Origin of the sequence: Glaciihabitans sp. dw_435, from assembly GCF_018449675.1 — a bacterium.
Taxonomy (GTDB): domain Bacteria; phylum Actinomycetota; class Actinomycetes; order Actinomycetales; family Microbacteriaceae; genus Glaciihabitans.
Map to the genome: position 1 here is coordinate 57242 of NZ_JAAVUZ010000010.1, position 26048 is coordinate 83289.

Here is a 26048-nt window from a genome sequence, read left to right on the forward strand (position 1 = left end):
GGGGTTGAGCGAGGGAGGTTATGCGGCCGGGTACGTGGCGGTGAGGCTGACCTGAACGTTGCCGGTTGTGGCGCCGTACCCGGTGATGAGCCCGGTGGCCTGGGCGAGGGTGGCCGCGAATGTTCCGGGTGCGCCTCCGTTGCCCTGCCATGCAGCGAACCGGACGTCGAACGGGGGGCGGTAGGGGGCTGCGATCGTCGCGATGCTGTCGTTGCTGTTCCACGCTGACGTCTTTGCGAAGTTGAGGTTCAGGATGATTGCGCCGGCGGCAACCGACGCGGAAGATCCGATGTCACTCCAGTTGGGCGCCGCGGTCCAGAAGGCCGTCGTTACCCGGGTGAGGTTCCAGAGCTTCCACCCGGCAGTGGTGCTGATGTACTTCCACGTTGCCTGGGTATCGGCCTGCATCACCTCGAGGCCGGGGAACACATCGCCGGCCGTAACCAGGGCTTGGCGCCCAGCCGCGTCCGCGACGTATGCGGTTCCGGATCCGCCCATCTTGGCCATGCGAGAAGCGAGCGCGAGGAATGCCCCCGGGCCGTCGGGGATGTCCGATCCGTTCGGGTAAGGGAGTTGCGGGGCACCGGTGTTGGGCATCAGGTTCCAATCGGGATGATGAGCGGGAGTGCGGGCGGCTGCCAGATGGCGAGCGCGGGGCCGAGGGTGTAGAAAGCGCCGGGGATGCTGACGCCTTTGAGGTCGTCGGTGCCGTCGAGGGCGACGAGGATCGGTGTGAGCTGCGTGACGGTGCACAGTTTGAGTTGTGCGAATGGTCCCGACATCTCGCGTATGGCGGCGACGCGGTTGGATCTAGCCATCGAATTCCTCCTGGCTGCGCGTGGCTGCGGTCATGTCTCCGGTGAGGAGGTCGAAGCTGAGGGAGTCGATGAAGTGCTGGAAGATCACGGCGGGCTGGGTGTTGATCTTCGGCGTGATGGCACGGATGACGTCTCCGCCGTCCAACGCGGGGTTTGCCACGGCGCCGATGGAGAGGGTCTCGGTCGTTCCGAGTACTCGATCGAGAAGGCGGAACGCGGCCGCCAGTGCTTCGGGGCCGGTAGCGATCGTGGGTGATGCCCACGTGTATGGGATGACGCCGACCTTGGAGGGGTGTCGCGGGTGGGTGGGGTCGGTGACTTGGGCGATCTGCTGGGTCCAGAACTGGGATCCGTCGCTGGCGGAGGGACGGACGACAACCGTGTTGTACATCCGGTCCTGGGTTCGTTTACGCGTGGCGGCTTTCATCGTTCCGCCGTCGCCGGCTGCGATCGTCCACACCGACTGATCAGTGGTGGAGGGAGCATCCCTGATGGTGAAGGTGCCGTCTCCGTCGAACCGTGCGACCGTTCCTCCGTCTCGGCAGAGATCCTTGATGGCGGCGACGCGGTCGGTGTCCCAAACGACGTTGCCGACTTTGCCGGTGTCGGTCGAGATGTCGACCACGAGCGTGTTGGGTTTGGAGTCGAGGACGATCGCGCGGATGACGTCGACGCGACGCATTGTCGGAGGTGGGGAGTAGGGGCTGAGGAAGTTGGTTCGCGCCAGCCATGCTCCGTCGTCGGCGAGGGTGCAGCTCACTGTGCCGTCCCCGAAGCTCTGTGATCCGTCGACGAGTCCGCCGGAGAACATGGGCACGAGCTCGGAGGCACCGCCGAAGTCGATGCCGTGGGTGATCTTCACGTTGGCGCCCGGGGTGATCAGCGAATCGAACTGTGCTGGCGTGGAGGTCAGGGTCAGCGTTGACGTGCGCCGCGGCGAGGTACCGTCCGCGACCGACACGGAGCCGGCGGTGATCGGGATCTCTCGCGAGTCGTCACCTGGTGGCGTCACGGTGACGACGGTGACGAGGGTCTGAGGCTTGCGGAGCGCCTCTTGGAATCGATCAGATATCGGATACATCAGAACCCCGGTCTGCGTTTGTTGATCGCCATGTCGTTCCATGTGGCGAAGGCGGCTTTTACCTGGTTCCAGGTGGGGAAGTCGGCGGCGAGCTGCGCCCACGACCATCCGTTGTTGGCGACGTCGACGACGGGTGCCTCCACCTCGACGTAAGGAAGATCGATGTCGCGGTGCGGGTAACGGACGCCGGGCTTCAGCCGCCGCGGTGCGACGTCTCCGATCTGGTAGAAGGCGTACTTGAAATACGTCATCCAGTCGGCGGGAATGTTGACCAGGATGGGCACCTGATCACGGAGCAGCTCGAGCACGTCGACCTCTGCTTGCCGCGTGTAGGTGCGGATCTTCAGCACACCCTCGTCGGATCCGCGGTTGCCGGGGATCGTGGTGAGTGGCTTGGATGAACCGAGGATGTCGTGCCGCGTGGCCGTGGCTTTGTTGACGATCGGGTCGAAGTCCGTTAGCGATGCGTAGTCCGTTGAAGCGGATGCGATCCGAACGGAGCGCGCGGGCGTAGCAGGATGGATCAGCCAGGCGTCGACGGGGCGGAGCCAGACCGTGGCGGACTGTTCCTCGAGCGTGGCGATCGTGGCGTACGCCTGGACGCGGATCGCGCCCACGACCATGGCGCCTGCCGGAACTGGGGCTGGGAGAGGCGCCAGCTGCACTTTTGTCAGGGTGAGCGGCGAGGGCACTGACAGGCTGCCTCCCGTGCCCTTGATGGTGACGGAGCTCTCTCCGATGTCGATGGTGAAGGGCTGTGCCGGATTGATGGTCGTGACGTAGAGGGTGTTCCCCGACGTCGCTGTTGCCAGCGACGTGACCGACAGTTTCCCGCTGGTGTCGACGTACACAGCGACGGAGTACCCGCCAACGTCTGTGAGCATCACCTGTCGCCCAACCAGCGACGCGATCGTCACCCGGTACTTGCCCGGAGCGACGTCGCGCGCGATCCACTGGTTGCCGCCGTTGCGTGCTGTGCCGCCAGACACGGTCCACGGCGCGCTCACGGCGGGTCCGTCGGTAGCGGCGGTCCACGCCGCCGTCGACGCCCACGTCTCGTTCCACAGGTCGGTGACCGCGGTGGAGTAGGTTGCCGACCACCCGTAGGTGACTGGCACTCCGTAGGGGCATTCAAAGTCGTCGACAGGGCGCGAGTCGAACCCCGCCTGCGGCTGTTCCCGCAGCGGGATCTGTTCGCCGTCGACGTTGCGCCACACCGACAGCGTCGACATGACGCTGCCGGCGGGCGTCGCGACGACGATCCGGGTTCGGGGTGGTGCGTTGGTGGGATCTGCGGTGACGGTGATCGTCATTAGTTGTCCTCTCCGCCCTGCAGCTCGACGGTTTCCCACACGCCGTCGACCTGGATTCGCGCGTCGACGAACTCTTTGAGTCCCACGCCGGTTTTGTTGATGATCTGGACGACGACCTTGCCGTCGTCCCCCGTCGTCGGCCGCGCGGGCGTGGTGTCTTCGGCGAGGCGCTTGTTGAGGAGCCCGGTGTCGACGACTGACTCCGCGTGGCCAGCCTCTGCAACGCGCACCAGGGTGCCGCCGGCGCGCGGAAGCACGGTGGCGCCGGCCGCCAGTCCGGGTACGTGAGGGATCTTGCCGATGTGGACATCGATCACGCCGGCCGTGATGGTCTTCACGTTTGCGGCGAGCTCGTTTATGCCACCGATCGCCCCGTTTATCAGGTCGATGATTCCGTTGATGATGCTGCCAATGAAGCTGACAACTCCAGTGAAGGCACCCTTGATGACCTTGCCGACACCGTTCTTGCCGAACACCACCCCGAAGGCATCGCCGACGTCACCGATTCGGTCAGAAATGAACTTCGAGACCGGCTTGACTGTGCTGGTCCAGAAGTCAGCGAAGATGCTGCCGACGGCCGACATAGCGGGGGCGATGTAGGTGTGCCAGAGGATGTTGAAGCCGGCACCCATGTTGGAAATCGCGCCATTCACGAAGTCAGCGATGGGCTTGATAAATCCGGTCCAGAACCCATTGACGATTACCCCGATGGCGGCGATTGCCGGAGCCACGTAGGTATGCCAGAGGATGTTGAACCCGGCACCCATATTGGTAATCGCCCCACCGATGAAGTCAGTGATCGGCTTCACGTAGGTGTTCCACAGCCCCTGCACGACCTGGGCGATACCGGCGATCGCCGGAGCCACGTAGGTATGCCACAAGCCACTGAAGACGTCGCCAACGACCGTTATCGCGGCAGATATCCAGTCAGCCACTGGCTTGATGACGTTTGACCAGAGCCAGTTGAATACCACACCAATGCCCTGGCCCACCGTGGTGAAAAGTGCACCGAATTCGTTCAGCGCCTTGCTGCTGTCACCAGTCATCACTCCGATCAGCAGATCGATGATGGGGAGCAGGATGGCGGAGATGACATTGGCCAGCCCAGCTATCACGGTGCCGACCACATCGAACACGGGAGCCAGGGCAGCGAGCACCGGACCGAGCGGAGCGAGCACGGCAGCCAGCAGACCGAAGACGGGTGTTAGCAGGCCGATCAGGGGGGTGGCGATCGCGACCACCGCGCCAAGCAGGGACGACAGAGGCGGAAGCACCGACGAAATGAGCGGCATCAGTGCTTTCACCAGCGCGAGGGCCGGTGGCACTAGCGAGATGATCAGGTCCATCAAGGGCGGCAGGAACTTGGTCGCGACATCGGAGATGATCGGGCCGAGCTCGTCGAAGATCGAGATAAGCGCGTCGCCGAGGATGGGCAGCAGTGGCTGCACGGCGCCAAGGATCGACGACAGGATCGGCGCGAGGATCGATAGGGCGGATCCCAGTACCGGGCCGATCGTGGCGGCCAGGGTCCCGACGAAGGAACCGAGCGTGCCGAGCGCCGCGGCGATCGCCGGCAGGGCCGGTTCGATACCAGCAAGGCCGGCTTGCAGCCCGGTGAAAAGCGCATCGAGACCTGTGGCGAACGCGGGTGAGGAAAGCGCGGAGGCGATGCTGCCGAGCAGAGATCCCACGGCCGAGCCCGCGGTGCCGAGCACGGAGGCGATAGTGGGAGCCAGGGCGGAGAACATCCCACCGATCGGGCCGAGCGCCGAGCTCAGGCCCTTCACCCCGTCGACGGCTCCACCGAAGATCGTGCCAAGTGCCTTCTGGAACGTGGGGCTGTTGACGATTGTCGCGACGGAGCCGAGCGCGCCGGCGAGGATCCCGAGGGCGGTAGAGCCTGAGGACGCGATCCCGCCGAACAGCCCACCGATGATGCTGCCGGCGGCGATCGCGATGTTGCCGAGATCTCGGAACCCGTCGAGAGCCAGCTGGATCCAGCCCTGCAGCTGGCCATTCCCGGCCGTCGTCTGGATGAAGGCATTGAAGTCGCCGGCGACTGTGGAGATCGCCGAAGACAGCTGAGGAAGGAACCCGACTCCGACCGAACTCAGCGTGACCAGACTGGCCACGATGGGAGCGATCGCCGGCTTCAGTGCGTCAAGCGCGGAGGCGAAGGTGATGAGGAACGACTGCAGAGCTCCGCCGCTGAGCGACGTCTTGATCGAGTCGAAGGTCTCGCGCACGAGGCCGCCGAGCGACGTGGCCACGGCACCGAGTCCACCCTGCAGCTGAGGCAGGAGAACACCGCTCACGGCGAGAAGCGAGGTGGCGAATCCAGCGAAGAAGTTCTCCTGGATGGTTTTGCGAACCTCGGTGAGGCCGTCCCGGACCAGCAGCAACGCGACGACGGCCGCGCGGGCGTTTGGGGTGAGGCCGGCCATGGCGGCGGCGTAGGCGTCGACGGCGCCGGCACCGCCGGAGCTGGCGGTGTTCACGCCTTCCTGCGCCTGGCGAACCGCATTCTTCGACGCGATGACCTTGGCCTGTGCGTCGACGACGGCCTGCTGCGACGCGACGAAGTCCTTTTGGGAATCGGTGACGCGCTGCTGGGCTAGTGCCTGGTCGAGTTTCGCGTCGACGACCCCCTGCACGGCATCCTTGACGGCGTCCTGAGCGTCGGCGATGTCACGCTGGCCACGGATGACCGCGGCCGCGGCATCGGCCGCGGCCTGCTGTGCGTCGGTGATGCCATCCTGCGAGGCGGCGACCTGGTCGTTGGCCCGCACGATGTTCTGCTGCGCGGCCACAACAGCGTCAGAACCCTCGACACCTGCGGCGTCAGAGGCGGCTTTCGCGCTGGTCAGGTCGTTGACGTGGGTGGTCTGTTCGGCCAGAGACTGCTTGGCCTTATCCAGCTGCAGCTGCGCGAGCTCGATCTGCTTCTGCGGTGCCTCCGGGTTACCGGCGAGCTTGTCGTACGCGGCCTGCGCGTCGGTAAGGTCGATGACACCCTGCCGCTGCGCCAGCTGCGCGTCGACCAGGTTGTCGGACAGATCCCGCATAGCCTTCGCGCCGTCGACGCGAGCCTGGGTGAGCGAAAGCTCGGCAGCTTTCGCGGTGTCCTGCGCGGCGGTGAGAGCTTTCTGGGCAGAGGCAAGCGAGGCAACCGCTTGTGTGTAAGTGCGGGTCGTGGCGACGAGCTGCTGCTGCTCGTCACCGACGTTCCGCTGCGCGAGGGCGACGCCATCCTGCGCGTCTGTTACGTCGCGTGCGGCGTCCGCTGCGGCGCGCTGAGCGGCCGTCACAGCCCGTGAGGACTGCACGACGGCGTCCTGGGCGGAGACGACGTCCTTCTGCGCCTGGACGACACCCTGCTGCGCGGCTTCCACCGCGGCCGCGGACTGCGTGACGCCGGCGGCGGACGCTGCAGCGCCTGAGGTGATCCCCGACGCTTTGAGGGCGTCACCAACGCCGGCGAAGGCACCCGCGAAGGTGCCAATGGTGGCACCCAGCCCACCCAGCAAGGAAGGGATGAGCGCCGCGGCCGCGCCGAGCTGAGACACGGCGACAACCAGCGCCCCGATACCGCCGATGCTGCCGATCGCGACAGAGCCCAGCGATGCGATGCCGAGAGACATCGCGGTGATGCGCGGCAGCGATTGGTCCAACTTGGACAGTTGGGTGGCGAGTCCCTGGACCATGTTGCCCGCCAGGCGCGCTCCGGAGAACGTGGCAAAGAACGCGAGCAGCTTCACCTGCGCTTCGCGAGTGTCGATCGCGACCCGGACGGTCATAGAGCGGATTCGGGAGAACGCTGAGATGTGGGCGGACGCCTCGATGGTGCTGGCGTCGACGTCGATTTCCGCTGTCTTGTTGTTGACCTCGTCGACGAGCTTCTCGATCTTGGATCGGAACTCGGCCGCTGCGCCGACGTCGACAGGGATCGTTGCTTTCAGCTGTGTCTGCAGCGCGGTGAGCTTCGCGTCGAGATCTCGGCGGAGGTTCTCGCCATCGATCGTCGCGGGGATGTCCGCCTCGAGCGCCTTCGTTGCCGCTTTGACCTGGGCGCGGATTCGCGCCTGCCACTGCTTGTCGAGGTCGCTGACGACGGTCGGGATCTTGACCGGATTCTTCTTGGACTTTTCGTTCTGCTCGTCGGTGGTCTTCTCGGTGTCTTCGGGCAGCGAGCTGTCGTCGATGACGACGCGGAGGAGTAGCCGCAGTTTTGCCTCGAGCTCGTCGAGCATCGGCTTGAGCTCTGCGCTGAAACGGGAGACGTCGGGCACGCCACGAATTGCGACGCGCCCGACTTCCTGCCCACCTGGAGATTTCGCCATGCTGGTGCCTCCTAGGGCTGAGCGATCACCTGCATAAAGGCGTCGATGCTGAATTCCGCGATCGTCGGAGCGAACAGCTGGGAGCCGTCGTCAGCGGGCGCTGCGGGTGAACCCGCCTCGCGCTGAGCGGCCGGATGGCTGGCTCGCTTTGGCAGGGGGTAGAGATCTTCGGTTGACGCCTCGAGGCCGAGCATTTTGGTGACGAGGACGAGCCGGTCGTGCATCGCGGCCATGAGGTATTCCGCGTTTCCCCAGCCAGCGAACTGGCTGCCGCCGCGGCGAAGCGCGCCGTAGCGGGAATCGGTGATGGAGACGAGCTGCTCCGCGAGAACGCGCGCGCGGCGGACAGAGAGAGTGCCTCGCCACAGGTCGGCCAGGTCGATCCCGTAGAACTGTTGAAAGTCCGCGAGAAGGACCTGACCGTGCTCGTCGATTAGGTCGCGGAGCTGTCGGCTTCCCCCAGGGCAGCCATGTACGCCCCGGCGAGCATGATGACCTTCTCGTACCGATCAGCGAACGGGAACGACTTGATCCACGTGCGGAAGGCGGTGGCGTTGACCGCGAGCTCGGTCTGCATCGTCTTCACGAGCACACCGTGCATTTCAAGCATCTGGGAGGCCGTCATTCGGGTCTCGCCGCTGAGGCTCATCACCGCGGCGGTGAGTGCGGCCGTCTCCCACTCTTCAGTGTCGACAGGATCGCGCAGCAGCTCCCAGCCGTCGGGGTGCTGTTCCGGCTTGACGTGCACCGACTGGTGGTCTTTCGGCGCCTTTGCGCCTTCAGGGATTTCAGGCATTGCGGACCTTTCGTATTCGCGGACCTAGGAGGGGTGAGCCCCCGGCTGGGCGGTCCGCATGTCCTGACCCAGCCGGGGACGTGTGGGAACGCGCGCGGGTTAGACGACGCGCGTGTAGGCCTTGGCAGCCGAGGCGCCAAGGGGCGTGGTGACGATGAACGGGGTGGAGCCCGCGGCACCGGCCGGCAGAGTCACGTAGATCAACGTGTCGTTGACGATAGTGTAAGCCGACGCCGGAAGTGCCGATCCGCCAACCGATACGGCCGTCGCCTGGGCGAAACCAGTACCGACGAGGGAGACGATGTCGCCGGCGCCCTTGCTGGCCGGGAGGATCGTGGTGATCGTCGCGGCAGTTCCGGTGAGGTTCGTCTTGTAGAGCTTCATGATTCCGGGGAGGCCGGTGGGGCCGACCGGAATCGCGGTCGTCGACGGGGCGAGGATCGTGGCAACGAGGGGTGCTTCCACGAACTTCTTCGAGTCGATCGACAGGGCGTCGCCGATGGTGACGGTGTTGTTCGGGATGTAGAACCCGAGCGCACCGGTGCCGTCGGTGAGGTAGACGAACAGGGCGCGGCTGATGCCGTTGTTCGACGCCGGGATGATGTAGCCACCATCGGTGTCGAAGTACCCGTTGAACGCGAGGTTCAGGGTGTTCGCGTCGAGCTGCACCGAGTTAACGTTCAGCGACCAGTGCACGGCGTCGTAGATAACGCTGACGCCGTCGACGAGGTAGGTGTCGAGCGTGGTCGGAGCGCCGCCGTCGCGCTTGAAGCTGAAGAGGTTGTCCTTCGACGTGTGGCCGAGGTTCTCCCAGTTGGCGGGAGGGGTGCCCATGAGCGAGAACGCGCTCAGACCGCCGGCGGGCATTGCCGTGTTGGCGGGGGCCTGGAAAATGGATCCGTGACCGGGAACGATCAAGGCGCCTGTGTTGACTGACATGTTTCCTCCGTTGGGTTTGCGGACCCACCGGGATTCCGGTGCAGGAGGATTTACTTTCTGAGCGCCAGGGTGAAAGACCCCGCGTATTGGGTCACGGTCCGGCTGGGTACTTCCAGCTGATTGGTCCGTGAGATTCCGGTTTCCCGGAGTAGTGAGTTCACCCAGCCGAGATTCGGAAGGTTGTAGCCCACGGGGGCAAGGAAGCCTGTGTTGTTGTCATCCCACGCGTGTACCAGGTCGTAGAACGCGGAGACGATTTCGAAGCCGTCTCCCTCGACGAGGAACGTGAGATCGAGGTCGGCGGTGTAGAGCCCGGGTCCGTTCCCGTCTTGGACGGCGGTCACGGAATACAGGACCAGGGGCAGCTCGCCGAGCACTTCGATGTCCGCGTCCTGTTGCAGCCGCACCTCAGCCGGCTTGTCGCGGACCATGAGCTGATAAAGGAGGGTTTCTGCGTCGATCACACTGACATCCGAGCTGCTCGAGTCATGGAGAACTGGCCCTTCACGTAGCCGATCTGGTCGCCGTTGCGGACGAGGATGTGGCCGAATTCCTTCGGGATTGCCAGGGGGTCGGTGTTGATGACGAGACGGTCGAGGCCGCCGCCGGCCGTGATGACCTTGATGCTGTCGGCGAAGCGGGGCGCACTGGGGTCAGACCAGCTGCGGCCGTTGTGAGCTCGCGCCAGGGAACGGGCGTTGTTGGCCACGCGCTCCATGATTTGTGTCATGGCCGATGAGGTGCCAACGATTTCGGCCGCGACGCGTTGAGCGGACACGTAGACCTCAGCCAAGGCGTGCACCTCTGACGATTCGCGTTTCCCAGTGCTCTGTGCGGGGCGACATTCCCATGTGGAGTGGGTCGCCGATGGTGTCCCACTCGTAGCCGTCGTAGATCACCAGACTGAGCGCTGCGCCGGGCCACGTGCGCGACGTGATCTTCGATACGGTGTCGGTCGTCTTCACCGCGCCGCCGAGAGCGATGCGGTCTTCTGACGAGAGGGGCTGGACCGAGACCCCTTTCATGGGTATCGGTTCACCGGTGGCTGTGAGGACGAGTTTCCCGCGGACTGGATCCGGCTCGTTCTTTCGCAACTGCACGATGACGTTGTGAGGCCCGTTGTCGAGGATCCCCATCAGTGCCACCCCCGGTCGAGGCCGATGCTGACGCTGCCGGGCATCATGGTTTGTTCGACGCCGCAGAGCGTGGCGATGTCATTGGGTGTGAACCACAGGTTTCCGGAGGCTACTTCGCCGCGGGTGGCGTACCCGTAGTTGCCTTCGTTTTCGCTTGCGAAACCATCGGGGTTTCGGATTACGCGCAGGACCGCGTCAGCGATCACCCGGCGGTAAAGGTTGGGGGTGAGGACGCCGGTGGAGAGGCGCATTTCGATCTGCGCTCTCCACCGGCTGTCCGCATAATCCACGGCATCCTCGATCTGTGAGTCCAGGTAGTCGGGCCTGAATCGAGTGTCAAGATCGCCCTCGTAGCGCTTGATCAGGTCGTTCCTGGTCACAGATACGGATGCCATCGGATTACTCCTGTTCTGCTGCGCGCTCGACGTCGTCGAGCGTCAGGCGCTCGATGAAATCGGGCTTGTTCCCGCTGACGGGGAGGTCGCGGTTGCGAAGCTCTTCCTGCAGCTGGGGGTTCGTCCACTCGGCATAGCCGCCGTTGGTGGGCAGTGCGCTTTCGGCCTCGTCTTCACCGATGACGTAGGCCTTCGGGTTGGTGACGAGCTCCTCGAGCTCCTTGGGCACGCGATCACCTGCGTGCAGCACGTGGATGACGTTGGCGGCATCCGTGACGTGGACATCGAACGCGAGAACGCCGCTCATCAGAGCACGTCCAGCGACACGGTCTTCTTCACGCCCGCGGTGCTGGGCACCGGGAGGAAGATGGCCGACGCGAGGATGTCGATGCCTTCGGGGTCGCTGCCATCGAATGCAGCGGCGAAGATTCCGGCGCGATCGCTCTCCGGGATGCCGTATTTCTCCTTGAAGGATTCCGCCGGCGCACCCCAGATCGTTTCGCCCAGAACACCACCGTCGCCGATGACGACATCATCCTGCGACGGGACCAGGATGAAGCGGTCCTGCGGGATGACGCGGCGGGTGACGCCGAACATGTCCTCGTACTGCTTGTCGTACCGAGTGATCTCGCGCACGTTGTAGTCCGAGAGAACCGACAGGACGTCTGCCTGACCGATGCGGGTCAGTCCCGAGCTCGATGTGCCGCGGAACGCGGTGATGAAGCTCGTGTTCGTCGACAGCGCCTGCAGCACCGCGGTGGAGAGGATGACTCCTCCCGCCTGGCCACCATTGACTCCGTCGAAGTACGCCTGCAGCGCGATGATGTCCGCGATGGCATCAGCCGCGGGGTTGGTCCACGGCGTCTGCGCGACGATCGAGTTCCCGGTGGGGCGGCCGAAGTCGATCGACACGGACAGGCCGTTCTCGGCCTGCAGGTCGACCTTGCCGTCGGCGATCGCGGCACCTCGAGCGAAGATCGCACGAATGGCAACCGACTGGCCGTTCTGGCGGGCCTTTCGCTCGTACGCATCGCCGAGCGCTTCGTCACTGGCACCGCGGAACAGAAGCTGGTCCAGCTCACCGATCCGCAGCTTGATGCTCGACGCCGGCAGGGAGCCCTTTCGGCTACCGACCGACTTCTCCTTGCCGTACGGCGCAGTGGCGTCGTACGCACGGAACGAGGCCGCGCGGGGCAAGCCCAGCGTGTCCGCATCGAGGTCGTAGTCGAGGGTCACGTCCTCCCGGCTGGGCAGGAAAGGGGTGAGCGCGTCCGCGAGCTCGACGGCGTCGGCCGCTCCGCGTGCAACGGCGGAAAGGTCCTCCGCGTTGCGGATCTTGTCTTCGTAATTTCCCATAGTGATCTAGTTCCTTTACGCGACGATGAAGGCGAATTTGCCGTTGGACGGGGTGAAGCGGTTGATGGACCGCTGTGCCGGAACCGGGAGGTTCGCGGGGATGACGACGGCGTCGACGATGCCGGCGAAGATGACTACCGGTGCGAGGGATCCCGATGCCTGCAGAAGCGGGATCGGGTAGGCGACGATGCGCTCGATGACGTCAGCACCGGAGGCGGATCCGCCGGCCGTGGTCGTCGCGTGAGCGATCGCCGGAGTGGTGCCGCCTGTGAGCGCCGGCGTCGACGTCAGCTGCGGGACGTTGCGTCCCGTGAAGGCGCCGCCGAAGGCGATCGTGTACACGGTGCCGGCGGTGCCGGTGACGATGATGTCGCCGGGGTTGATGTTGCTCAGCGCTTCGAGCGACGCCTGCACCGCGGCGGGGGTCGCGTTGTACGCGATCGCCGCTGTGGTCTGGCCGTCGTACGTCAGCTGGAAGGTGCCACCGGTGGGTGCGCCGGTAATTGTCACCGACTGCACCTCGCTGATGCCGGAGAAGGGAACGAAGTAGTTCCCCACCTTCGACACGACGAGGCCGGCGGGGATGACCTTGGTCACCGCGTCGTAGTGCACTCCGCTTGTCAGCGAAGCCGTCTGGATCGTGCCCGACTGCGCGGTGTCGAACGCGGAACTGTCACCGGCAAGCCAGGTGTGATCCGCGGTCGCGCGCGCAGGGATGGACTGGATCGAAAGATCAGTCATTGCGTTGCCCTTCTAGGCGTTGTTACTTCTTGGTTTTGGACATGGACTTACGGGTTTCTTCGCGCCTCTCGGCCATGGAGCTGCCTGTTCCGCCGTGAGCCTGGCGCCCACGAGCGAGAGCAGCTGCGACCGGGTCCGGGTTGGCACCCTTCGCGTCCTTCGTGCCGAAGGTCGCCGCGAACTTGGTGAGCTTGTCGGTGTCGATGACACCTTCTGCGTCGGTGAACGACTTGGCGTCGACGTGCGCGAACGCTGTCGCGACGTCGTCATCGCTCTTGCCGGTGAGGAACTGGAATTTCGCCGTGACGGCGTCGATCAAGTACTTGTCTCCGACCGAACTTTTTCCCTCGAGGACGCCCGCAGCGCGTGCGTCGTTGAGGTCTTTTTCCTGCTGGGTCAGCTGGTCCTTCTTCAACTGCGTGAGCTCGTCGGCCTGGGCCTTGAGCTCGTCGTAGTTGTCACGGGATTTGCTGACTTTCTCGTGCTTGTGTGCCTTGTGGCGCCAGTACTCCGAACGCTGCTCGGGCGTCATTTCCGCCGTTGCCGTGTTCGCGGGAAAGTCGAAACCTTCCTCCTGTGGGGTCTTCGGCGTGGCGCCGTCGCCCCCGGGGTTTTCGTCGCCTTCGAGGAATCGAAAGCTGGGCAGGCAGCGAAGACGCTGCCCAAATGCGTTGAAGTGGTTCATGGTGATTTCCTCCGTGTCGGTGGGATGCGTCCCGTGGCGGGACTAAACCGGTGTGGGAACCGGTGATCTATGACGCGGGCGACGCCGCGAGCTTCTTGTCGAGCACCGCGAGGTACTCGCGCATGTACTTCGCCGAACGGAAAAGAGCGATCGCCGCCGAGGTGGTCGACCCGTCTGCGCCGAATTTGACCGAGTCGGTCATCGCCGCGTAGCGGTCGTCGGCATCGGTGAGAGAAGCGGCGACCTTGGCGCGTTCGCGTTCGTAGCCGGCGCGGATAGTTGCTGGCGTGGGTGCGACATATTCCGGCCGGCCGGCCTCTTTAGCCGTCTTGAAATGGTTGCCCTGCTTGATGAGCACCGGGCCTAGTTCGCCGTGTTCCTCGATCGAGATACGGACGTTCTGAAGGTCGGCGGCCGCGGTGGAGCCGGCGGTCGCGTAGATCTTCTTGAGGTCCGCATCGTTGAGTCGATAGCCCGGGTCATCGCCGGCGACGATGCCCATCGTCGTGCAGTTGCAGGATGGCCCGTGCATCTGCATCAGGTCGTCGGTCGTGTACACCCGCTGTGCCGCGACGACGCACAGGCCACAGGTGCCGCTCTTGGACAGCTCGGGGTGGATGACGCGTCGCCAACGGTTGACTAGCGGATCCGCCTGGAAGATGCGGAGTGATTCCTCGCGGTCGGCGAGCTTCACGTCCTGAGTAGCGACCTCGGTCATTCGCTTCGTGAACGCGTCCATGGACTCGTCGAAAGTGAGGCCGCTGCGGCGAGCAAATACGAACTGCGTTGCTGGCCGCGAGTACACCTCCGTGGCTGTCACGTTCGCCCGCGGGTAAGAATTCAGAACTGCTGGCAATGCCTGCTTTGCCGCGCCGAGCTCACGGAGAACGGCGGTTTGGAATGACCTGGTGAGCAGCCGAGAGCTCATCGTGGACGAGTCGACCAGAGTGGCCGATCGCGCGGCCATTCCAAGAATGGTTTCGGGATCGTCCCAGCGGTCGAATCCGTCCCAGAGGCCCAGCAACAGCTTGAGCAGTTTGACGATAATGGCGTCTCGCTGCTGAGCCTGTCGTTCTGTCATACCTTGGATGCGGTCCAAGCTGGCCATGAGCGCCCCTAACTGAGAGCTGTTTCGAATGCCTCATCGGAGCGGGCTTGACGGGCTTGCGCGATCTCTGCCGGGGTGAGGCCCCAGATCTTTTCGTCAATGAGCAGCTGCGGCAGACCACCGGCTTTGGCTTGCGATGCGGAGCTGGACTTCTCTTGCGTGGAGGTACGGGCGACGGGGGCCCAGATCACTTCGATTTCTCCGACTGCTGACCGGACTGTGTCCCCCATTGCGGCGAATCCCGTGCTCAGTGACTGGACAATCGGGATCTCGCCGCGTTCCATCCACTCTTCGACCGAGTCCATGAACGCTTCGCCTCCGGCCTTGGCCCCTTCGGCCGATGCGTTGGCAGCGTCGGGCGAGAGGATGTAGATCGGTGTCGAGGTGACAGCGGCGACGTGCTTCGCGTCATCCTTCGTGGCGGTCAGGATCGGCGTGATGTCTGTGACGGCTGATTCCCACACCTTGGCGCCGAGCGGCAACATCCAAAGTGCGGCCGGGCCAGCCTTGTACATCTCGTTGTAGTCGATCTTCTGCCCGGCTTTTGCATGTCCCTCCGGGTAGAACTGTGGCAAGCTCCCCTCGATGCCACGCTGGCGGAACGCCTGCATCGCGCTGATTGTCAGACCGTCGCGGATCCTGTTGGTGAGCCGGTCGAGGCTGTCCGTGTGCTTCTCGAACATCCCCATACCGCCGGGGCCCGACAGTTTGAAGATCGGGTTGGTGTCGGTGTATCCCAGCTGCAGTGGATCCGACACCCACTGCCATCCGCGACCAGGCTGCCAGCGGCTACCGTTGGAGGGGATGCTGGAGCGCTTTTCTGCCTGGCGCATCGCTTGGCGCATCGTGCCATCGCGGAACAGTGTGAGAATGTCGACGCCGTTTACCGGATCGTGCCCGACCTGCATCGACGCTTCCGCCAACCAGGGGCGCAGGGCGTACTGACGGGTGACAGTCGTGAAGCCGTTGGACGGCAGGATGAGTGGCTCAGCCTGCGGAGACGGATTCTGCGGCCCGGTGGTCGTGAGGTATGCCGCACCGAGCACGCCGGCGTCAGTGAGGAAGTCACGGACGCCGACTTTCATGCTTGAGCGTTTCCACATTGCGTAGGCGGCTGCGTCACCGTCGGTGTCGCCGGGCGCCGCGGTGCGGAAGCCCTGCGGCTTCATCCTGGCCACCTTGGTGGAGACGATGAGGTCGGCCATGTTGAGCCGGGACATGTGAATGAAGCGGCGGTAGGCCTCCTTCATCCCGGCGTCGCCCTCGTCGGGAAGGGCGTTGGTCCCATCGGCGTATGACTGCAGCTTGTGGAGGCGAGGCAGGTCGTTACCGAAGTCGGTAGCGAGCTGCATCACCCACCAGTCGTCGGTGCCGGGGGTACTCGTTTGCGTGAGCATCATGACGGACACCACCTTCTTTATCGCGCGCGGAATGGGACGTACTCAGATGAGATGTCCCGCTCGGCAGGTTTGCTGCCGCGGTAGTCCGCTGCAGCTTCGAATGCGAGAGTTGCCGCCATCGCGGCGTCAATCTTTCGGACTGAGTTCTTGGCTTCTTTTTCAATGACGGTGCCGCCACGCCGGTTCTTGTTGCGAGCGTTCTGGAAGTGCCGCGTCATCTTCTTGCCAAGCAGGGTGTCGTCGTCGTGCGCTGCGTCGCCGTTGAGAATCGCGGTGTGCAGGCGCTCGAGCGCGGCGTCCATCATGATCGTGTTCTTCGTGTACCAAGCGATCGAGTGCTTCTTGCTCGAGTGCACTTTCAGCTGATCGCCGAAGTCGCGCGACCACTTGTCGAGGTACGTGCGCCAGTACGGCGGGTCGGCATAGAACCCGACCACTTTGTATTTCTCGAACGTGGCCGCCACGGCCGCGTCGAACTTCTCGAAGTCGACGATGTAACCATCTGCCTCCGGACCATCCGGAGTTTCTTCGATGAGGATCGGGAAGATGAAGTTGTCCCGGACCCGGCAGGCGACCAGGGCTGTGGCGTCGTTCGTTTCCGCGCCGTCGAAGCCGAGCGTGATCTCGTCGCCTCGCCATGGTTTGACGAAGCCGGAGTCGATGCCGGTTTCGCGTTCGACCGTTCGCAGGTAGCGGCGGCCGCGCGTGGTCCATTCCTCGACTTGGAACCACGCGTTTGCGGATGACACAAGTGCGTTGAAGAAGTACCGGCGGGTCTCGGCCTCGGATTGTCGAGTATCGAAAACACCGTCGATGAGGCCCTCGATCGAGTTCCACTCGATCGCGTCTCCGTAGGCTTCGCGGAACGCTTCCGCCAGCGCGAGCTCGTGGATGCGTTGCGACTCTTCCGTCGACGGGTTTGCCGGGTCGCGTAGTGACGGGATCTCGCCCCATCGGTGGTTGAACAGCATGCGCGGTCGGCGCACGAGCCCTTCCTCAACAGCGTCCGCGAGGCCGTAGGTTTCTTCTGCGATTGACGCCTCGCCTGGTGCGTACATCGTGGTTGTTTCGAGGTACCAGGTCTCCGCGATTTTCTTTCGCTTGCGGAGGTTCTTGGAGACGGTGCGGAACATCGCCTTCAGCTGAGGGGTGATGTACAGATGCGACTCGTCGAAGACGACGAACGTCTCGATACCGCCGTCCTTCGACGCGGATCCGGCTGTCGACGGTTGGATAACGCCACCGCCCGGGAGGGCGATCTTGCTGACGCCAGGATTCATCCCGTACGCCTGCAGGGCGAACAGCGGTGCGCTCGGAGACGTCAGGTTTAGGAAGATCGTGTCGAAGACGTTTCCGGTCTGGGTCTCTTCCGTCGCCATGATGCGGATGAAGGGCGACTTGACGCGGCGCCCCATCGGCTCGCCGGCCTTGTAGGTGTAGATCCGGCCGAGGAACTCGTAGGTTTCCCCACCCTTGGCGAAGCCAAGGAAGCGTGCGGGGCCGAGCGCCTCGAATAGTGCCAGCGCTGCAGCAACACCCGACTTGTCGCAACCCTTCGGTCGCGAGAAGAACGCTGAGTCGTACAGCCTGCGCCCGTTGCCGTCGAGCGCGTAGCTATCGACGATGAAGCCGGTGTACTCGTCGCCGTAGCGGACGGGTGTGCCGGCGACGTCACCCGGACCGTGGACGGTGAATGTTTCGATCCACCAGACCGCGAGCCACCCCAGTGACTGGATTCGGGAATGTCCGGGTGCGGTGATCACCCGGACGGGCATCAGCCCTCCAGGGCGAGCCGGGTGCGGCGATCGTCGATCGACGTGACGTTGCCAACCGTCGGAGCCTCTTCGCTTTCGCCAACTCGATCCGGCATCGTGGCCGCGACCTCGACGCCAAGGCTGGTGCGATCGGCCGGGGTGGCGCCGAACTTCTGGAGTCGCAACCGGAGTCCGGCCTCCAACCCCATATTTCCGGTGCTCCAGAATTCATGGTGAAGCCGCGCAGTGTCGAGCAGGTAGTCCCAATCGGGGCCCGTAATCATGCGAACGGCCTGCGGAGACTTACGCCAGTTGTTCCACCATTTCACGGTCATCGCGTGCCACTTCTGGGAGTTGCCCTCAGCGTCAAAGAGCACATTTGACGGCAATGGCTTTCCGCGCGTTTTTCCATCGGAAACGAGCTGGATCAGCTTTGTGTCGTTCCGCTTTCGCGTGTGCGTTACCGCCTTCGCTGGACCTCGCCCAGCCATCAGGAAATTCGCGCAAACACTGGGAACGACTGGGAAAACATGGCAACCTCCGTGACGGATGCGCTGGGCCGTGGCGGCCTCAGAGCGTGGTGTGAAAAAAGCCCCCAGACTCCTGCGCACCGCGAGCAGCAGAACGCGAAGCGGTCTGGAAAGGGGGGTGGGGGGAGGGTGGACCCCCCGTGTGCGGGTCAGACGGTGTCGGCCTCGGGCGCACTGTATTCGCCCTCGATGAGGCCGGAATGGAAGATCACGTCATCGAAGATGACGACGTCGGCCTGCAGCGTGAAGGTGACGAACGAGGGCGTCGACGGGTTCACGCTGATTTCGACCGGCCGGTGGTAGGCCAGGCGCAGCTCGGTACCGTCGACGGTGACTGTTCCGTTCTCCCTGTCGACGATGATGATGGATCTCTTGCGAGCCATGTGGACTCCTCAGAACGGGAACGGCCCTTCGCTGTCCCGCGAGGCAGGCAGAGGCGGGCGGCTCGGTGTGGATGGTGATGGTGCAGGTCGGGCCATCAGCCCGGGGTGGAGCGGCTTGGCTGCTGCAGCCTTGGCCGCACGCACACGGCCCGATGCGCGGCCGCCTTCGCCGCCGCTCTTCTTGTTGTGGTGGTAGTCACACAACGACTGGAGGTTCGCGTCCTCATCGCCTCCACCTTCGCCATGGCTGACGATGTGGTCGACTGCCCGTGCCGGCGCCAGGCACCGCTTGTCCGTGTCGTACCGGATCCACTGGCACCGGTGGAAGTCACGGTTGAGGATCCTCAGCTGTGTGGCTGGCCAGTTGGGCGGCAGCGTGTCTCGGCGATCGGAGCCGATCCAACCGCTGGGCACTAATCGTCCGGGTCGTCTGCACCGGCGATGGTGTCGCCGATGCGCGATGAGACCCATGCAGAGACCGAGCTGAGTGTGTTGGGGCTTGAGTCGGACGCGATGTAGTCGTTGGCATAACCGATGACCGCATCACCATCGACCTGCACGATGTTGGAGATCTCGTACCCGACCACCCATGCACTGATGACAGCCCTGAACCTCTCAGGCTTTTGGTCAGCGTCCGTCGTGTCGCGATGGTGAGCAGCGATCGCATCTTCGATCGCCTGCAGCGTGGCGGCGCTCACGAGGTTGCCTTGCAGTGGCTCGATGCCAGCGAGGGCACCACGCATGCTTGACCGCAGGACGGGCAGTGGTAGGCGTCAGCGGTCATCGAAGCCTCAGCCTCTCGACGAAGTTCCACCAACGTGGGACCACTGCGCAGGGACCAGCGTGCCGGAGCGGCCTGATGCAGCGCCATCCAAGCGGCGGGTGTGCATGGGATTTGAGCTTTGTCATCAACAGATCCTTCATTCTCGGGACTCGCGACCGTCCAACGAGTGGTGAACGACAACCCAGCCGTTCGACCCGTCGGGACGCATGCAGGCTTCCGTGGTCGGACCGCAGATGCAGTCGGTTGGTGCGTGAATGACGCGGTCGCGGTTCGGCACCACGTGAACCTCCCCGACCGTGTTGAGGGGTTCCAGCGTCATCCAGTAACGCTTGTGAATGCGGTGCTGCACGAAGAGGTGCAGCCATCGGCGCACTGACGCTCCTGTGCTCAGACGCGGGGTGGCCAAGACCAGTGGCCCGGTTTGGGCTCGACGCTGAAGGGGACGTTCTCGTCGAAGAACATGCCAGTCGGGTTCAGAACGCAGAGCGAAACGTTGACGATGTACTCCGGAACGTCTTCCTTGGTCGTCATCTCGTTGTGGTAGTTCGACCAGTACTCCTCGGCGTACTGGCGTCGATCGAGCCAGTCTTCGTCGTTCGGGGTGGTCGAGAGGTGGACCTCGGTGATGATCGCGGCGCGTGCCTGCGAGAGGTACTCGTGGCCGGGTGTGCCGTAGGACTGGTAGTGCACGGTGCGGCCGACGCTGGGCGCGGGGATGAGGCTCAGCGGATCGATGGGGCTGGTGTCGACTGACATGGGATCTCCTCCGGAAGCTTGGGGCGGGCGACGTGGGACCTTCGAGTACCGTCGTCGCCCGCCTGGTCGGCAGCCGTATTGGCTCAACCGAGTACCGAGCGGCGCGCAACATGTCGCTCGGTGGGATGCACTGCGATTCGCGGAGACCAGGCCGCGGGCCGTGTGCCGGCCCTATCCGACGCGCACCACCAGGGGCGTCGGAAGCGTGTTGTCGTGAGATGACAAAGGCCCCGACTGAGCGGGGCCTGCGTTCGGGTGAGCAGCACCAAGAACTTAGTGACAAAGAATCCACGCATTTGTCAAGGATGTTGGGAGGCGCGTTATCGGCGTGTCGGATTCAGTGCCCCTTGGGACGCGCTTAAGGCATGCACAGAGGGCCGAACGGTGCCTAGAGCGGGTCCGCACGTGCGGGTGCTGGTTTCCGCCTGTCTACTGGCAAGCAGGGGCATCCGCGGAATGGTGAAGTGAGGTTGCTCCACCGGCGGGTAAGCAGCCGGGGGAGCGCTCAGAACTAGGCCAAAAGTTTTTCTTTTTCTTCGGCGCGGCGGCGTGTTTCATCCGCGATTCGCTTAGCCACGAACGACTTCGAGCGACCGACGAGGCTCGCGACGGCCTGATACGAGTGGTGCTCGGCGTAGAGATCCATCAACTCGTCGTCCGTCGGGGCGGGGATGCCGGCGACGAGGCTGGCTGGACGCTCGACGGGGGCGATTTGCTGCGGCGAGCGCGGTATCTCTTGCGTCTGGGTGGTGTTTGCGGGTGTCGGTCGTGTGTGGGTGATGGCGAGGTGCGCGGCGATGAGGAGCGCTATGGGGGCGACGGTGTTGATGGCTAAGGCGAGCGCGGGTGCTGCTGTGTCGCCTGGGGCGGCTGCGGGGATTACGGGGTTGTGGAGTGCGTTCCCGGCGATGCTGATCGCTGAGAAGAGGGTGAAGGCTACCCATGGGTAGGTCTTCTGCCATCTGGAAGTTTGGGTGATGGTGAAGTCGTGGGTGTCACGGCGGGCTGGTCAGCTGACGAGCAAGGTGCTCTCCGCTGCGCTGATGCTGCGGAGCTCTGGCAGTCCTTCGACCGACATCCCCGGGCTGGTAATGAGGAGTTCGGTTCCGACTCGTTTGATGGATGCGCTGTAGTTCAGGTTGAAAGCGTATTGCGCGAAGTCCGGATATAGCTCCTGGATTTCGGGCGTGAAGTCGTAGGTAAGGACCCAGGGCTGCTCGAGGCCGGAAATGGTTCTCGCGAGAGCGGAGTGGTCTTCCGGAGTGTAGAAGTTTGTGTAAAGGCCTGATCCCTTTCGGAAATACGGTGGATCGATGAAGTACACGACCCGGTCATTCCGAGTGGACATGCCGGTGAGGAAATCGAGGCCATCTTCTTGGTGTATCGAAATCGAGTTCCGGTATCGAGCTATTCGCCGGATCTTCTCGACCAGGGAATCGGTGGGGTATCGACAGTCGAGAAGGTAGTCGCCGGACTGTTCGAGACCTCCGATAACGCCACCCTTGATGACACCAGAGCGGTTAGTGCGGTTCAGGAAGAAGGTGGCGAACCCGAGCTCAAGCGAGGGATCCTGCCCTGCAGTGCGGTAGACCTCGCGCTGTCGGTGCCACTCTGCCATCGTCACGGGCGTGTGCTCGATCATGTCCACGAACTGCTCGTTGTGATTCAGGACAGCGTCCCAGAACGAGTAAATACCGGCATCGATGTCATTGAGTACGATGCGCCGGACTGCGCCCTCGAACAGGAGCGAGAGCGCAAGCCCGCCGCCACCTGCGAAAGGTTCGGCATAGGTGGATTTACCGAGACCGTTCTTCTTCAGCAGCGAATCCGCGAGCTTGAACAGCGCAGTCTTTCCGCCCGGATATCGCAGCGGAGATGGTGTAACTGGCATAGGCGTCGACTAACTCCGATTCGGGTTCTCTTGGACTTTACCGGTGTCGATGCGTTTTGGCCAGCATGGCTATGAAGGCTCGATTGGGGGTTCCGAGTTGATCGCGACATAGCGGAGGATCGGCTCAATCTCGTCCCATTTTGAAGTGAGCGTTGACCATTCCGGGAACGCCGATCCGTGAGCCACCAGCCCGAGATAAGCCGCGCTGTAGACATACTCTTGTTGCGCAACCTGATTCTTCAATTGCGCCAATGCACCATTCTCCGCCTTGGTCAACACGACAAGGGATGCGGTGCGATCTATCTCTATTCTGGTGAGGACGCCATGGACCGTCATGTGGAGCTTGTCGTTGATCTTAACTACGACGCCGCGTGTCTCGAGATACGTGACACATACCGATTCGATGAAAACCCGGACGAGCAGGGCCGCCGCGATGGGAGTCACTTTCTGAACCGCTCTCAGCTCAGCCAGCACGCGCTTCAATCGCTCGGACCGGACGCTCGGCGTAAACGTTGACGGTACAAGGAATTTGCGGTCGTTTGGATGAACGGGTTTGCCACCCGTGCCGGCGCCGCCCCCACCTGGCGCAGCGCCTTGACCGCCACCGGTGCCCGTCCCTCCGCCGCTTCCACCGCCACCGGCCCCGGTCTCTCCGCCGCCGCTGGTCGGGGTACCAGTAGCACTCGTTTCCGGATTTTCAGTATCGGTTTCAGCTGACTCACTAATGGGCACGAGGAAGTCCTGCGCATACTTCGCCCGTTCCGCACTGTTGGTTCTCGATGTGGCCCCGTTCGTTCGGCCGACTATGTCCCCCATTAGCTGCCCAAGCCTCAGGTCGAACAGGGACTGCGTGCCGAGGAAAGCGAATTCGGGATCGGCGGCGCCAGTAGTAATCCCAAGCCCATATTGCCGAACGAACGGGTTCGAGATGAAACGAGTCACTGTGGTGATGACGCCTGAGACATCCTTTTTTCCAACCAGCTTGTTATCGACGGCGTATTCGATCAGCCTCAGCGCGAGAGCGTTCCCGGTCTTTTCGCGATAGTGACGCGCCTGCTGAGTTGCCGTCCAGGAGCGCGGGCCGATGCCTCCCCCCTGTCCGGAATGCTTTCTTTCAATCCACAAGTTCGCCTCGGTCGCGTCTTCGAAGACGGCAAGCTGAATATCGAGCACATCGGGATCAAAGGAGCTGGCGATCCGAGAAAAAGATTTCCGCTCCTTCGCAGGCGCCAGAGAGGGGTCATGAAGGAGGATGAGCGCGCAAAGACGGCGGTTGCCTTCCATGATCGTGTAGCCACCCTCTGGCGTGCGGATAGCACCAAACGCATCCAAAGGACTAAGCCCGACGTCGGCAATGTCCCGTGCCAGCCCGAGGACGCTTTCGTTGCCGACCAAGTAGTTGATGATGTCTCGTCGCAGCATCCCTGGCTCGTGACGCGGGTTGTCGGTATCGAAATCCAGATCCGCGAGGTCATCCCACCTGATTGGTACGCGCTCTGGCATGTTTCTCCCTTGAATGAAGTGATTCTGACTCACCATATCCGTTTGGAACTACCGCGCGCTATGACCTATCCGGGGCACGTCGTGCCGAATGAGCGACAGTGGCCTGCATAATGAACCTCCGGTCGATAGAGTCAGCGCCATGATCTCAGTTGAGGGCGCCTCACTCATCGCCCAAGTGTTCCCCGTCGGATTCATCGTGCTCGCGCTCGAGGCGAGGATCCTGCGTGTCGATCCGAGCGACATCCTCGGGTTGCGGATATCCAAGATCGTCACCGCGGCACTCGGATACGTGGGCTTAATCGGTGGTATCACCGTGGTGGGCTTTTGCGTGTACGCGGTAAGCGAGAGTCGGCCACTCAGCGAAGGTGAGTCCTGGGGGGCATGGATATTCGGTACTGCGCTGTCAATCGCAGTCTCGTCGCAGCTGGGGCTCATGTACTTGGACAAGGTCATTCCCCCTCGCCGCACGAAAGCAACCGATTCACAGAACTCCGCGAGCTGAAGTACTCGGCGAGCGCGTTGACTCGGGCTGCGGCGTGGATGGCGCGGAGTCCGTTGGTGTCGACCTGGTAGAGGGCGCTGGTCGACGCGGCGCCTTGGGCGTATTGGCGGTGGAGGCTTGCGTCGCTGGCGGTGACGACGGATGGTTCTGCGTGTCCGCTGATGACGCCGTCGGATTCGCCGGCGTCGGCTGCTGCGCGTTGGCGGATGGCTTCTTCGAAACCTTCGTTGAATGCGGCGAGAAGGTCTTCTGGGTCGCCGGTGTGGATGGTGATGGTGTGGCGCGGGTACCTAGGCTCCCTGCTTGGGGGTCCTTCGAGGAAGGCGCGGTGGGCGGGGTTGAGTTCGGTCATGATCGGCAGACCTCCCAGACGCCGCGGTCGAATTTCTCTTCGATGCCGGCGACGAGGACGGTGATGGTCTGGGCGTCTCGCGCCTGGTAGGTGCCGTCGATGATTTCGAAGGTCCACCCGTCGTTGGCGGGCAGCCAGCGAACCAGCTGAAGGTCTTCACCGACCCGCAGGGTGAGCGGTGTCGGTCTGGTGGTGGCGGTCTGGTCACTTGGTGTTGCGCTCACTGGTCGATCCCCCCAGCCGGCTCGTGTTCCCATTCGGACTGCCCCTCGCGTCGACGCACGATGATGGGATGCCCTGTGGTGCTCTTAAGGCCGGACTGTTCGGCGCTTTCAGCAGTGTCGTAGGTGAGGAAGCCGAAGACGTACCAAACGATGGCGGGGCTGATAGCGCGATCGGCGCTGTCGTACCACCCGTACTTCCACGTCGGCTCGGCAATAGCAACTTCGGCGAGCGCGGTGGGTGGTGTGGTCCAGGCGGCGCCGAGAGCTTGGTTCATGTGGGTGGTGTGGGGTCCTGTTTGGTCGCATGCCATGCGTCCGGGTGGGACGCCGGGGCCGAAGTAGAGCACCTGGTCGAAGGTCTCGGTGCAGGGGGTTTCGTCGACGGGTGGGTCGATTAGCGCGTCGTATGGGGCGGTGACTTCCTCGAGGACGCGGATGATGATTCCGTTGATGCTGGTGCGCTGGTCGAAGGCTTCCTGGCGGAGGCGTTCGTGTAGTTCGTCGGGGAGGCGGAGGCTCATGGTCTTGGTCATCGGGTGGCTCCGTTGAGGGTGAGGGAGTCGGCCGCCGCGGCGAGCAGGGCGGCCGCTTTGACGATGTTGACCTGCGGATACGGTGACGGCTTCCAGTAGCGGGCCGCCCATGGCCACATGGAGGGCACGTTGTTTTCATCGACGTCGAGCGGCCACCGGTTGGCGGGGTCGATCAGGCGGGCGGCGAGGTCGGTGTAGCACTTCGCGGCCCAGAGCAGTTCGGCCTCTTCGCCGGCGTCGTTCTCGGGGGTGTAGCCCTCTTCGGTGATCTGGCGGGTGCGTTCGGTGGCGAAGCGCTCGATCGCGGACGGGACACCCCCGGTGGCTGCCGGCAGGGTGTTGACCAGGTGGGCGGGGCACACCGGTGTCCACTCGCCTGCAGGTGGGAATTGGCGGTAGGCGATCGCGTCTTCGGCGCAGTCTTCGAAGTGGCAGACGTCGCCCGGCTCCAGATGAGGCTTCTCTGCGATCGTCGGGGTGTACAGGGCGATCCTGTCTACGCCGGAGCGGAGGGTGACTCGGCGGGTCTTGAGAGTGTCGTTGATGGTCCTGCCGGCATCGGCGGCGAGGGTCATCACGTAGGCGGTGCCATCCGAGTTGCTTGCAACCAGGTGCAGGGCGCTCGTGATCTCGCGCTCCTCGTCGACGGGCGGGGTCGTGGTCTGTTCGTTCATCAGGTTCTCCTGGTCTGTGCGTGGGTGAAGCGGGGTGGAGGGCGGCACGCGATC

At 63.7% G+C, this 26048-nt stretch carries 34 protein-coding genes; 2 read left to right on the top strand and 32 right to left on the bottom strand.

The window, feature by feature from the left end; translation table 11 throughout:
* Window positions 1-18: 18 nt before the first annotated feature.
* The 6 genes from HB677_RS13340 to HB677_RS13365 form a co-directional block, all read right to left on the bottom strand.
* A complete protein-coding gene (locus tag HB677_RS13340) occupies window positions 19-597 on the bottom strand; it encodes a hypothetical protein (RefSeq protein ID WP_213816218.1) in 579 nt (192 codons plus the stop codon).
* Window positions 597-818, bottom strand: coding sequence for a hypothetical protein (locus HB677_RS13345; protein ID WP_213816219.1), 222 nt, complete (start codon window positions 816-818; stop codon window positions 597-599). Before HB677_RS13345 ends, HB677_RS13340 begins: the two co-directional genes overlap by 1 nt.
* Window positions 811-1830 carry a hypothetical protein gene (locus HB677_RS13350; protein WP_213816220.1) on the bottom strand — a complete coding sequence of 340 codons (1020 nt, stop codon included), beginning with the start codon at window positions 1828-1830 and terminating at the stop codon, window positions 811-813. The genes HB677_RS13345 and HB677_RS13350 overlap by 8 nt, the downstream gene beginning before the upstream one ends.
* Before the next feature lie 68 nt (window positions 1831-1898).
* Window positions 1899-3212: a hypothetical protein gene (locus HB677_RS13355; RefSeq protein WP_213816221.1), complete on the bottom strand. Its 1314-nt coding sequence runs from the start codon at window positions 3210-3212 to the stop codon at window positions 1899-1901.
* The gene (locus HB677_RS13360; protein ID WP_213816222.1) at window positions 3212-7552 is read right to left on the bottom strand and encodes a hypothetical protein; all 4341 of its coding nucleotides are present in this window, start codon (window positions 7550-7552) and stop codon (window positions 3212-3214) included. Before HB677_RS13360 ends, HB677_RS13355 begins: the two co-directional genes overlap by 1 nt.
* Window positions 7553-7563: 11 nt before the next feature.
* Window positions 7564-7785 (bottom strand): hypothetical protein, encoded by a 222-nt coding sequence (locus tag HB677_RS13365; protein ID WP_213816223.1) that lies wholly within the window; start codon window positions 7783-7785, stop codon window positions 7564-7566.
* On the opposite strand from HB677_RS13365, the gene HB677_RS13370 reads away from it, so the two are divergent.
* Entirely contained in the window at window positions 7771-7989 is a 219-nt protein-coding gene (locus HB677_RS13370; RefSeq protein WP_213816224.1) for a hypothetical protein, read from the top strand. The two genes, HB677_RS13365 and HB677_RS13370, sit on opposite strands and share 15 nt — an antisense overlap.
* Here the strand turns inward: HB677_RS13370 and HB677_RS13375 are convergent.
* The 22 genes from HB677_RS13375 to HB677_RS13475 all read right to left on the bottom strand — a co-directional run bounded on the left by HB677_RS13375 (window position 7986) and on the right by HB677_RS13475 (window position 23709).
* The gene (locus HB677_RS13375; protein WP_213816225.1) at window positions 7986-8348 is read right to left on the bottom strand and encodes a hypothetical protein; all 363 of its coding nucleotides are present in this window, start codon (window positions 8346-8348) and stop codon (window positions 7986-7988) included. The two genes, HB677_RS13370 and HB677_RS13375, sit on opposite strands and share 4 nt — an antisense overlap.
* 99 nt (window positions 8349-8447) lie before the next feature.
* Window positions 8448-9287 (bottom strand): IPT/TIG domain-containing protein, encoded by an 840-nt coding sequence (locus HB677_RS13380; RefSeq protein WP_213816226.1) that lies wholly within the window; start codon window positions 9285-9287, stop codon window positions 8448-8450.
* Between the two features lie 50 nt (window positions 9288-9337).
* Window positions 9338-9751 (bottom strand): hypothetical protein, encoded by a 414-nt coding sequence (locus tag HB677_RS13385; protein WP_213816227.1) that lies wholly within the window; start codon window positions 9749-9751, stop codon window positions 9338-9340.
* The gene (locus tag HB677_RS13390; RefSeq protein WP_213816228.1) at window positions 9748-10080 is read right to left on the bottom strand and encodes a DUF5403 family protein; all 333 of its coding nucleotides are present in this window, start codon (window positions 10078-10080) and stop codon (window positions 9748-9750) included. Before HB677_RS13390 ends, HB677_RS13385 begins: the two co-directional genes overlap by 4 nt.
* Window positions 10073-10423: a hypothetical protein gene (locus HB677_RS13395; protein ID WP_213816229.1), complete on the bottom strand. Its 351-nt coding sequence runs from the start codon at window positions 10421-10423 to the stop codon at window positions 10073-10075. The genes HB677_RS13390 and HB677_RS13395 overlap by 8 nt, the downstream gene beginning before the upstream one ends.
* Window positions 10423-10803 (bottom strand): phage Gp19/Gp15/Gp42 family protein, encoded by a 381-nt coding sequence (locus tag HB677_RS13400; protein WP_213816230.1) that lies wholly within the window; start codon window positions 10801-10803, stop codon window positions 10423-10425. The genes HB677_RS13395 and HB677_RS13400 overlap by 1 nt, the downstream gene beginning before the upstream one ends.
* Before the next feature lie 19 nt (window positions 10804-10822).
* Window positions 10823-11125, bottom strand: a complete 303-nt coding sequence (locus HB677_RS13405) for an SAP domain-containing protein (protein ID WP_213816231.1) — start codon at window positions 11123-11125, stop codon at window positions 10823-10825.
* Window positions 11125-12174, bottom strand: coding sequence for a major capsid protein (locus HB677_RS13410; RefSeq protein WP_213816232.1), 1050 nt, complete (start codon window positions 12172-12174; stop codon window positions 11125-11127). Before HB677_RS13410 ends, HB677_RS13405 begins: the two co-directional genes overlap by 1 nt.
* A 15-nt stretch (window positions 12175-12189) precedes the next feature.
* On the bottom strand, window positions 12190-12915 hold the full coding sequence (locus HB677_RS13415; RefSeq protein ID WP_213816233.1) for a hypothetical protein: 726 nt from the start codon (window positions 12913-12915) through the stop codon (window positions 12190-12192).
* A gap of 22 nt (window positions 12916-12937) precedes the next feature.
* Window positions 12938-13600, bottom strand: coding sequence for a hypothetical protein (locus tag HB677_RS13420; protein WP_213816234.1), 663 nt, complete (start codon window positions 13598-13600; stop codon window positions 12938-12940).
* Window positions 13601-13667: 67 nt separating this feature from the next.
* Window positions 13668-14681, bottom strand: a complete 1014-nt coding sequence (locus HB677_RS13425; RefSeq protein ID WP_213816235.1) for a hypothetical protein — start codon at window positions 14679-14681, stop codon at window positions 13668-13670.
* Window positions 14682-14716: 35 nt separating this feature from the next.
* Window positions 14717-16108 carry a hypothetical protein gene (locus HB677_RS13430; protein WP_213816236.1) on the bottom strand — a complete coding sequence of 464 codons (1392 nt, stop codon included), beginning with the start codon at window positions 16106-16108 and terminating at the stop codon, window positions 14717-14719.
* 17 nt (window positions 16109-16125) lie between these two features.
* Window positions 16126-17883 carry a hypothetical protein gene (locus HB677_RS13435; RefSeq protein ID WP_213816237.1) on the bottom strand — a complete coding sequence of 586 codons (1758 nt, stop codon included), beginning with the start codon at window positions 17881-17883 and terminating at the stop codon, window positions 16126-16128.
* Window positions 17883-18239: a hypothetical protein gene (locus HB677_RS13440; protein ID WP_213816238.1), complete on the bottom strand. Its 357-nt coding sequence runs from the start codon at window positions 18237-18239 to the stop codon at window positions 17883-17885. The genes HB677_RS13435 and HB677_RS13440 overlap by 1 nt, the downstream gene beginning before the upstream one ends.
* Before the next feature lie 302 nt (window positions 18240-18541).
* On the bottom strand, window positions 18542-18775 hold the full coding sequence (locus HB677_RS13445) for a hypothetical protein (RefSeq protein ID WP_213816239.1): 234 nt from the start codon (window positions 18773-18775) through the stop codon (window positions 18542-18544).
* Between the two features lie 9 nt (window positions 18776-18784).
* The gene (locus HB677_RS18965; protein ID WP_374193822.1) at window positions 18785-19246 is read right to left on the bottom strand and encodes an HNH endonuclease; all 462 of its coding nucleotides are present in this window, start codon (window positions 19244-19246) and stop codon (window positions 18785-18787) included.
* The gene (locus HB677_RS13455) at window positions 19189-19473 is read right to left on the bottom strand and encodes a hypothetical protein (protein ID WP_213816241.1); all 285 of its coding nucleotides are present in this window, start codon (window positions 19471-19473) and stop codon (window positions 19189-19191) included. The genes HB677_RS18965 and HB677_RS13455 overlap by 58 nt, the downstream gene beginning before the upstream one ends.
* A gap of 222 nt (window positions 19474-19695) precedes the next feature.
* Window positions 19696-19932, bottom strand: a complete 237-nt coding sequence (locus HB677_RS13460) for a hypothetical protein (RefSeq protein WP_213816242.1) — start codon at window positions 19930-19932, stop codon at window positions 19696-19698.
* A gap of 14 nt (window positions 19933-19946) precedes the next feature.
* A complete protein-coding gene (locus HB677_RS13465; protein WP_213816243.1) occupies window positions 19947-20315 on the bottom strand; it encodes a hypothetical protein in 369 nt (122 codons plus the stop codon).
* Between the two features lie 511 nt (window positions 20316-20826).
* Entirely contained in the window at window positions 20827-20961 is a 135-nt protein-coding gene (locus tag HB677_RS18540; protein ID WP_255546611.1) for a hypothetical protein, read from the bottom strand.
* A 363-nt stretch (window positions 20962-21324) separates the two neighbouring features.
* Window positions 21325-22206 carry a DNA adenine methylase gene (locus HB677_RS13470; RefSeq protein ID WP_213816244.1) on the bottom strand — a complete coding sequence of 294 codons (882 nt, stop codon included), beginning with the start codon at window positions 22204-22206 and terminating at the stop codon, window positions 21325-21327.
* Window positions 22207-22275: 69 nt separating this feature from the next.
* The gene (locus HB677_RS13475; protein WP_213816245.1) at window positions 22276-23709 is read right to left on the bottom strand and encodes a hypothetical protein; all 1434 of its coding nucleotides are present in this window, start codon (window positions 23707-23709) and stop codon (window positions 22276-22278) included.
* Window positions 23710-23848: 139 nt separating this feature from the next.
* On the opposite strand from HB677_RS13475, the gene HB677_RS13480 reads away from it, so the two are divergent.
* Window positions 23849-24211, top strand: coding sequence for a hypothetical protein (locus tag HB677_RS13480; RefSeq protein ID WP_213816246.1), 363 nt, complete (start codon window positions 23849-23851; stop codon window positions 24209-24211).
* On the opposite strand, the gene HB677_RS13485 is transcribed toward HB677_RS13480, so the two are convergent.
* Genes HB677_RS13485 through HB677_RS13500 form a run of 4 tightly spaced genes read right to left on the bottom strand, consistent with a single transcriptional unit; the run spans window position 24159 to window position 25994 of the window.
* Complete coding sequence (locus HB677_RS13485) at window positions 24159-24563, bottom strand: hypothetical protein (protein ID WP_213816247.1); 405 nt, start codon at window positions 24561-24563, stop codon at window positions 24159-24161. The two genes, HB677_RS13480 and HB677_RS13485, sit on opposite strands and share 53 nt — an antisense overlap.
* Window positions 24560-24787 (bottom strand): hypothetical protein, encoded by a 228-nt coding sequence (locus HB677_RS13490; RefSeq protein ID WP_213816248.1) that lies wholly within the window; start codon window positions 24785-24787, stop codon window positions 24560-24562. The genes HB677_RS13485 and HB677_RS13490 overlap by 4 nt, the downstream gene beginning before the upstream one ends.
* Window positions 24784-25320, bottom strand: a complete 537-nt coding sequence (locus HB677_RS13495) for a toxin-antitoxin system HicB family antitoxin (protein WP_213816249.1) — start codon at window positions 25318-25320, stop codon at window positions 24784-24786. The genes HB677_RS13490 and HB677_RS13495 overlap by 4 nt, the downstream gene beginning before the upstream one ends.
* On the bottom strand, window positions 25317-25994 hold the full coding sequence (locus HB677_RS13500) for a hypothetical protein (protein ID WP_213816250.1): 678 nt from the start codon (window positions 25992-25994) through the stop codon (window positions 25317-25319). The genes HB677_RS13495 and HB677_RS13500 overlap by 4 nt, the downstream gene beginning before the upstream one ends.
* Window positions 25995-26048 lie beyond the last annotated feature (54 nt).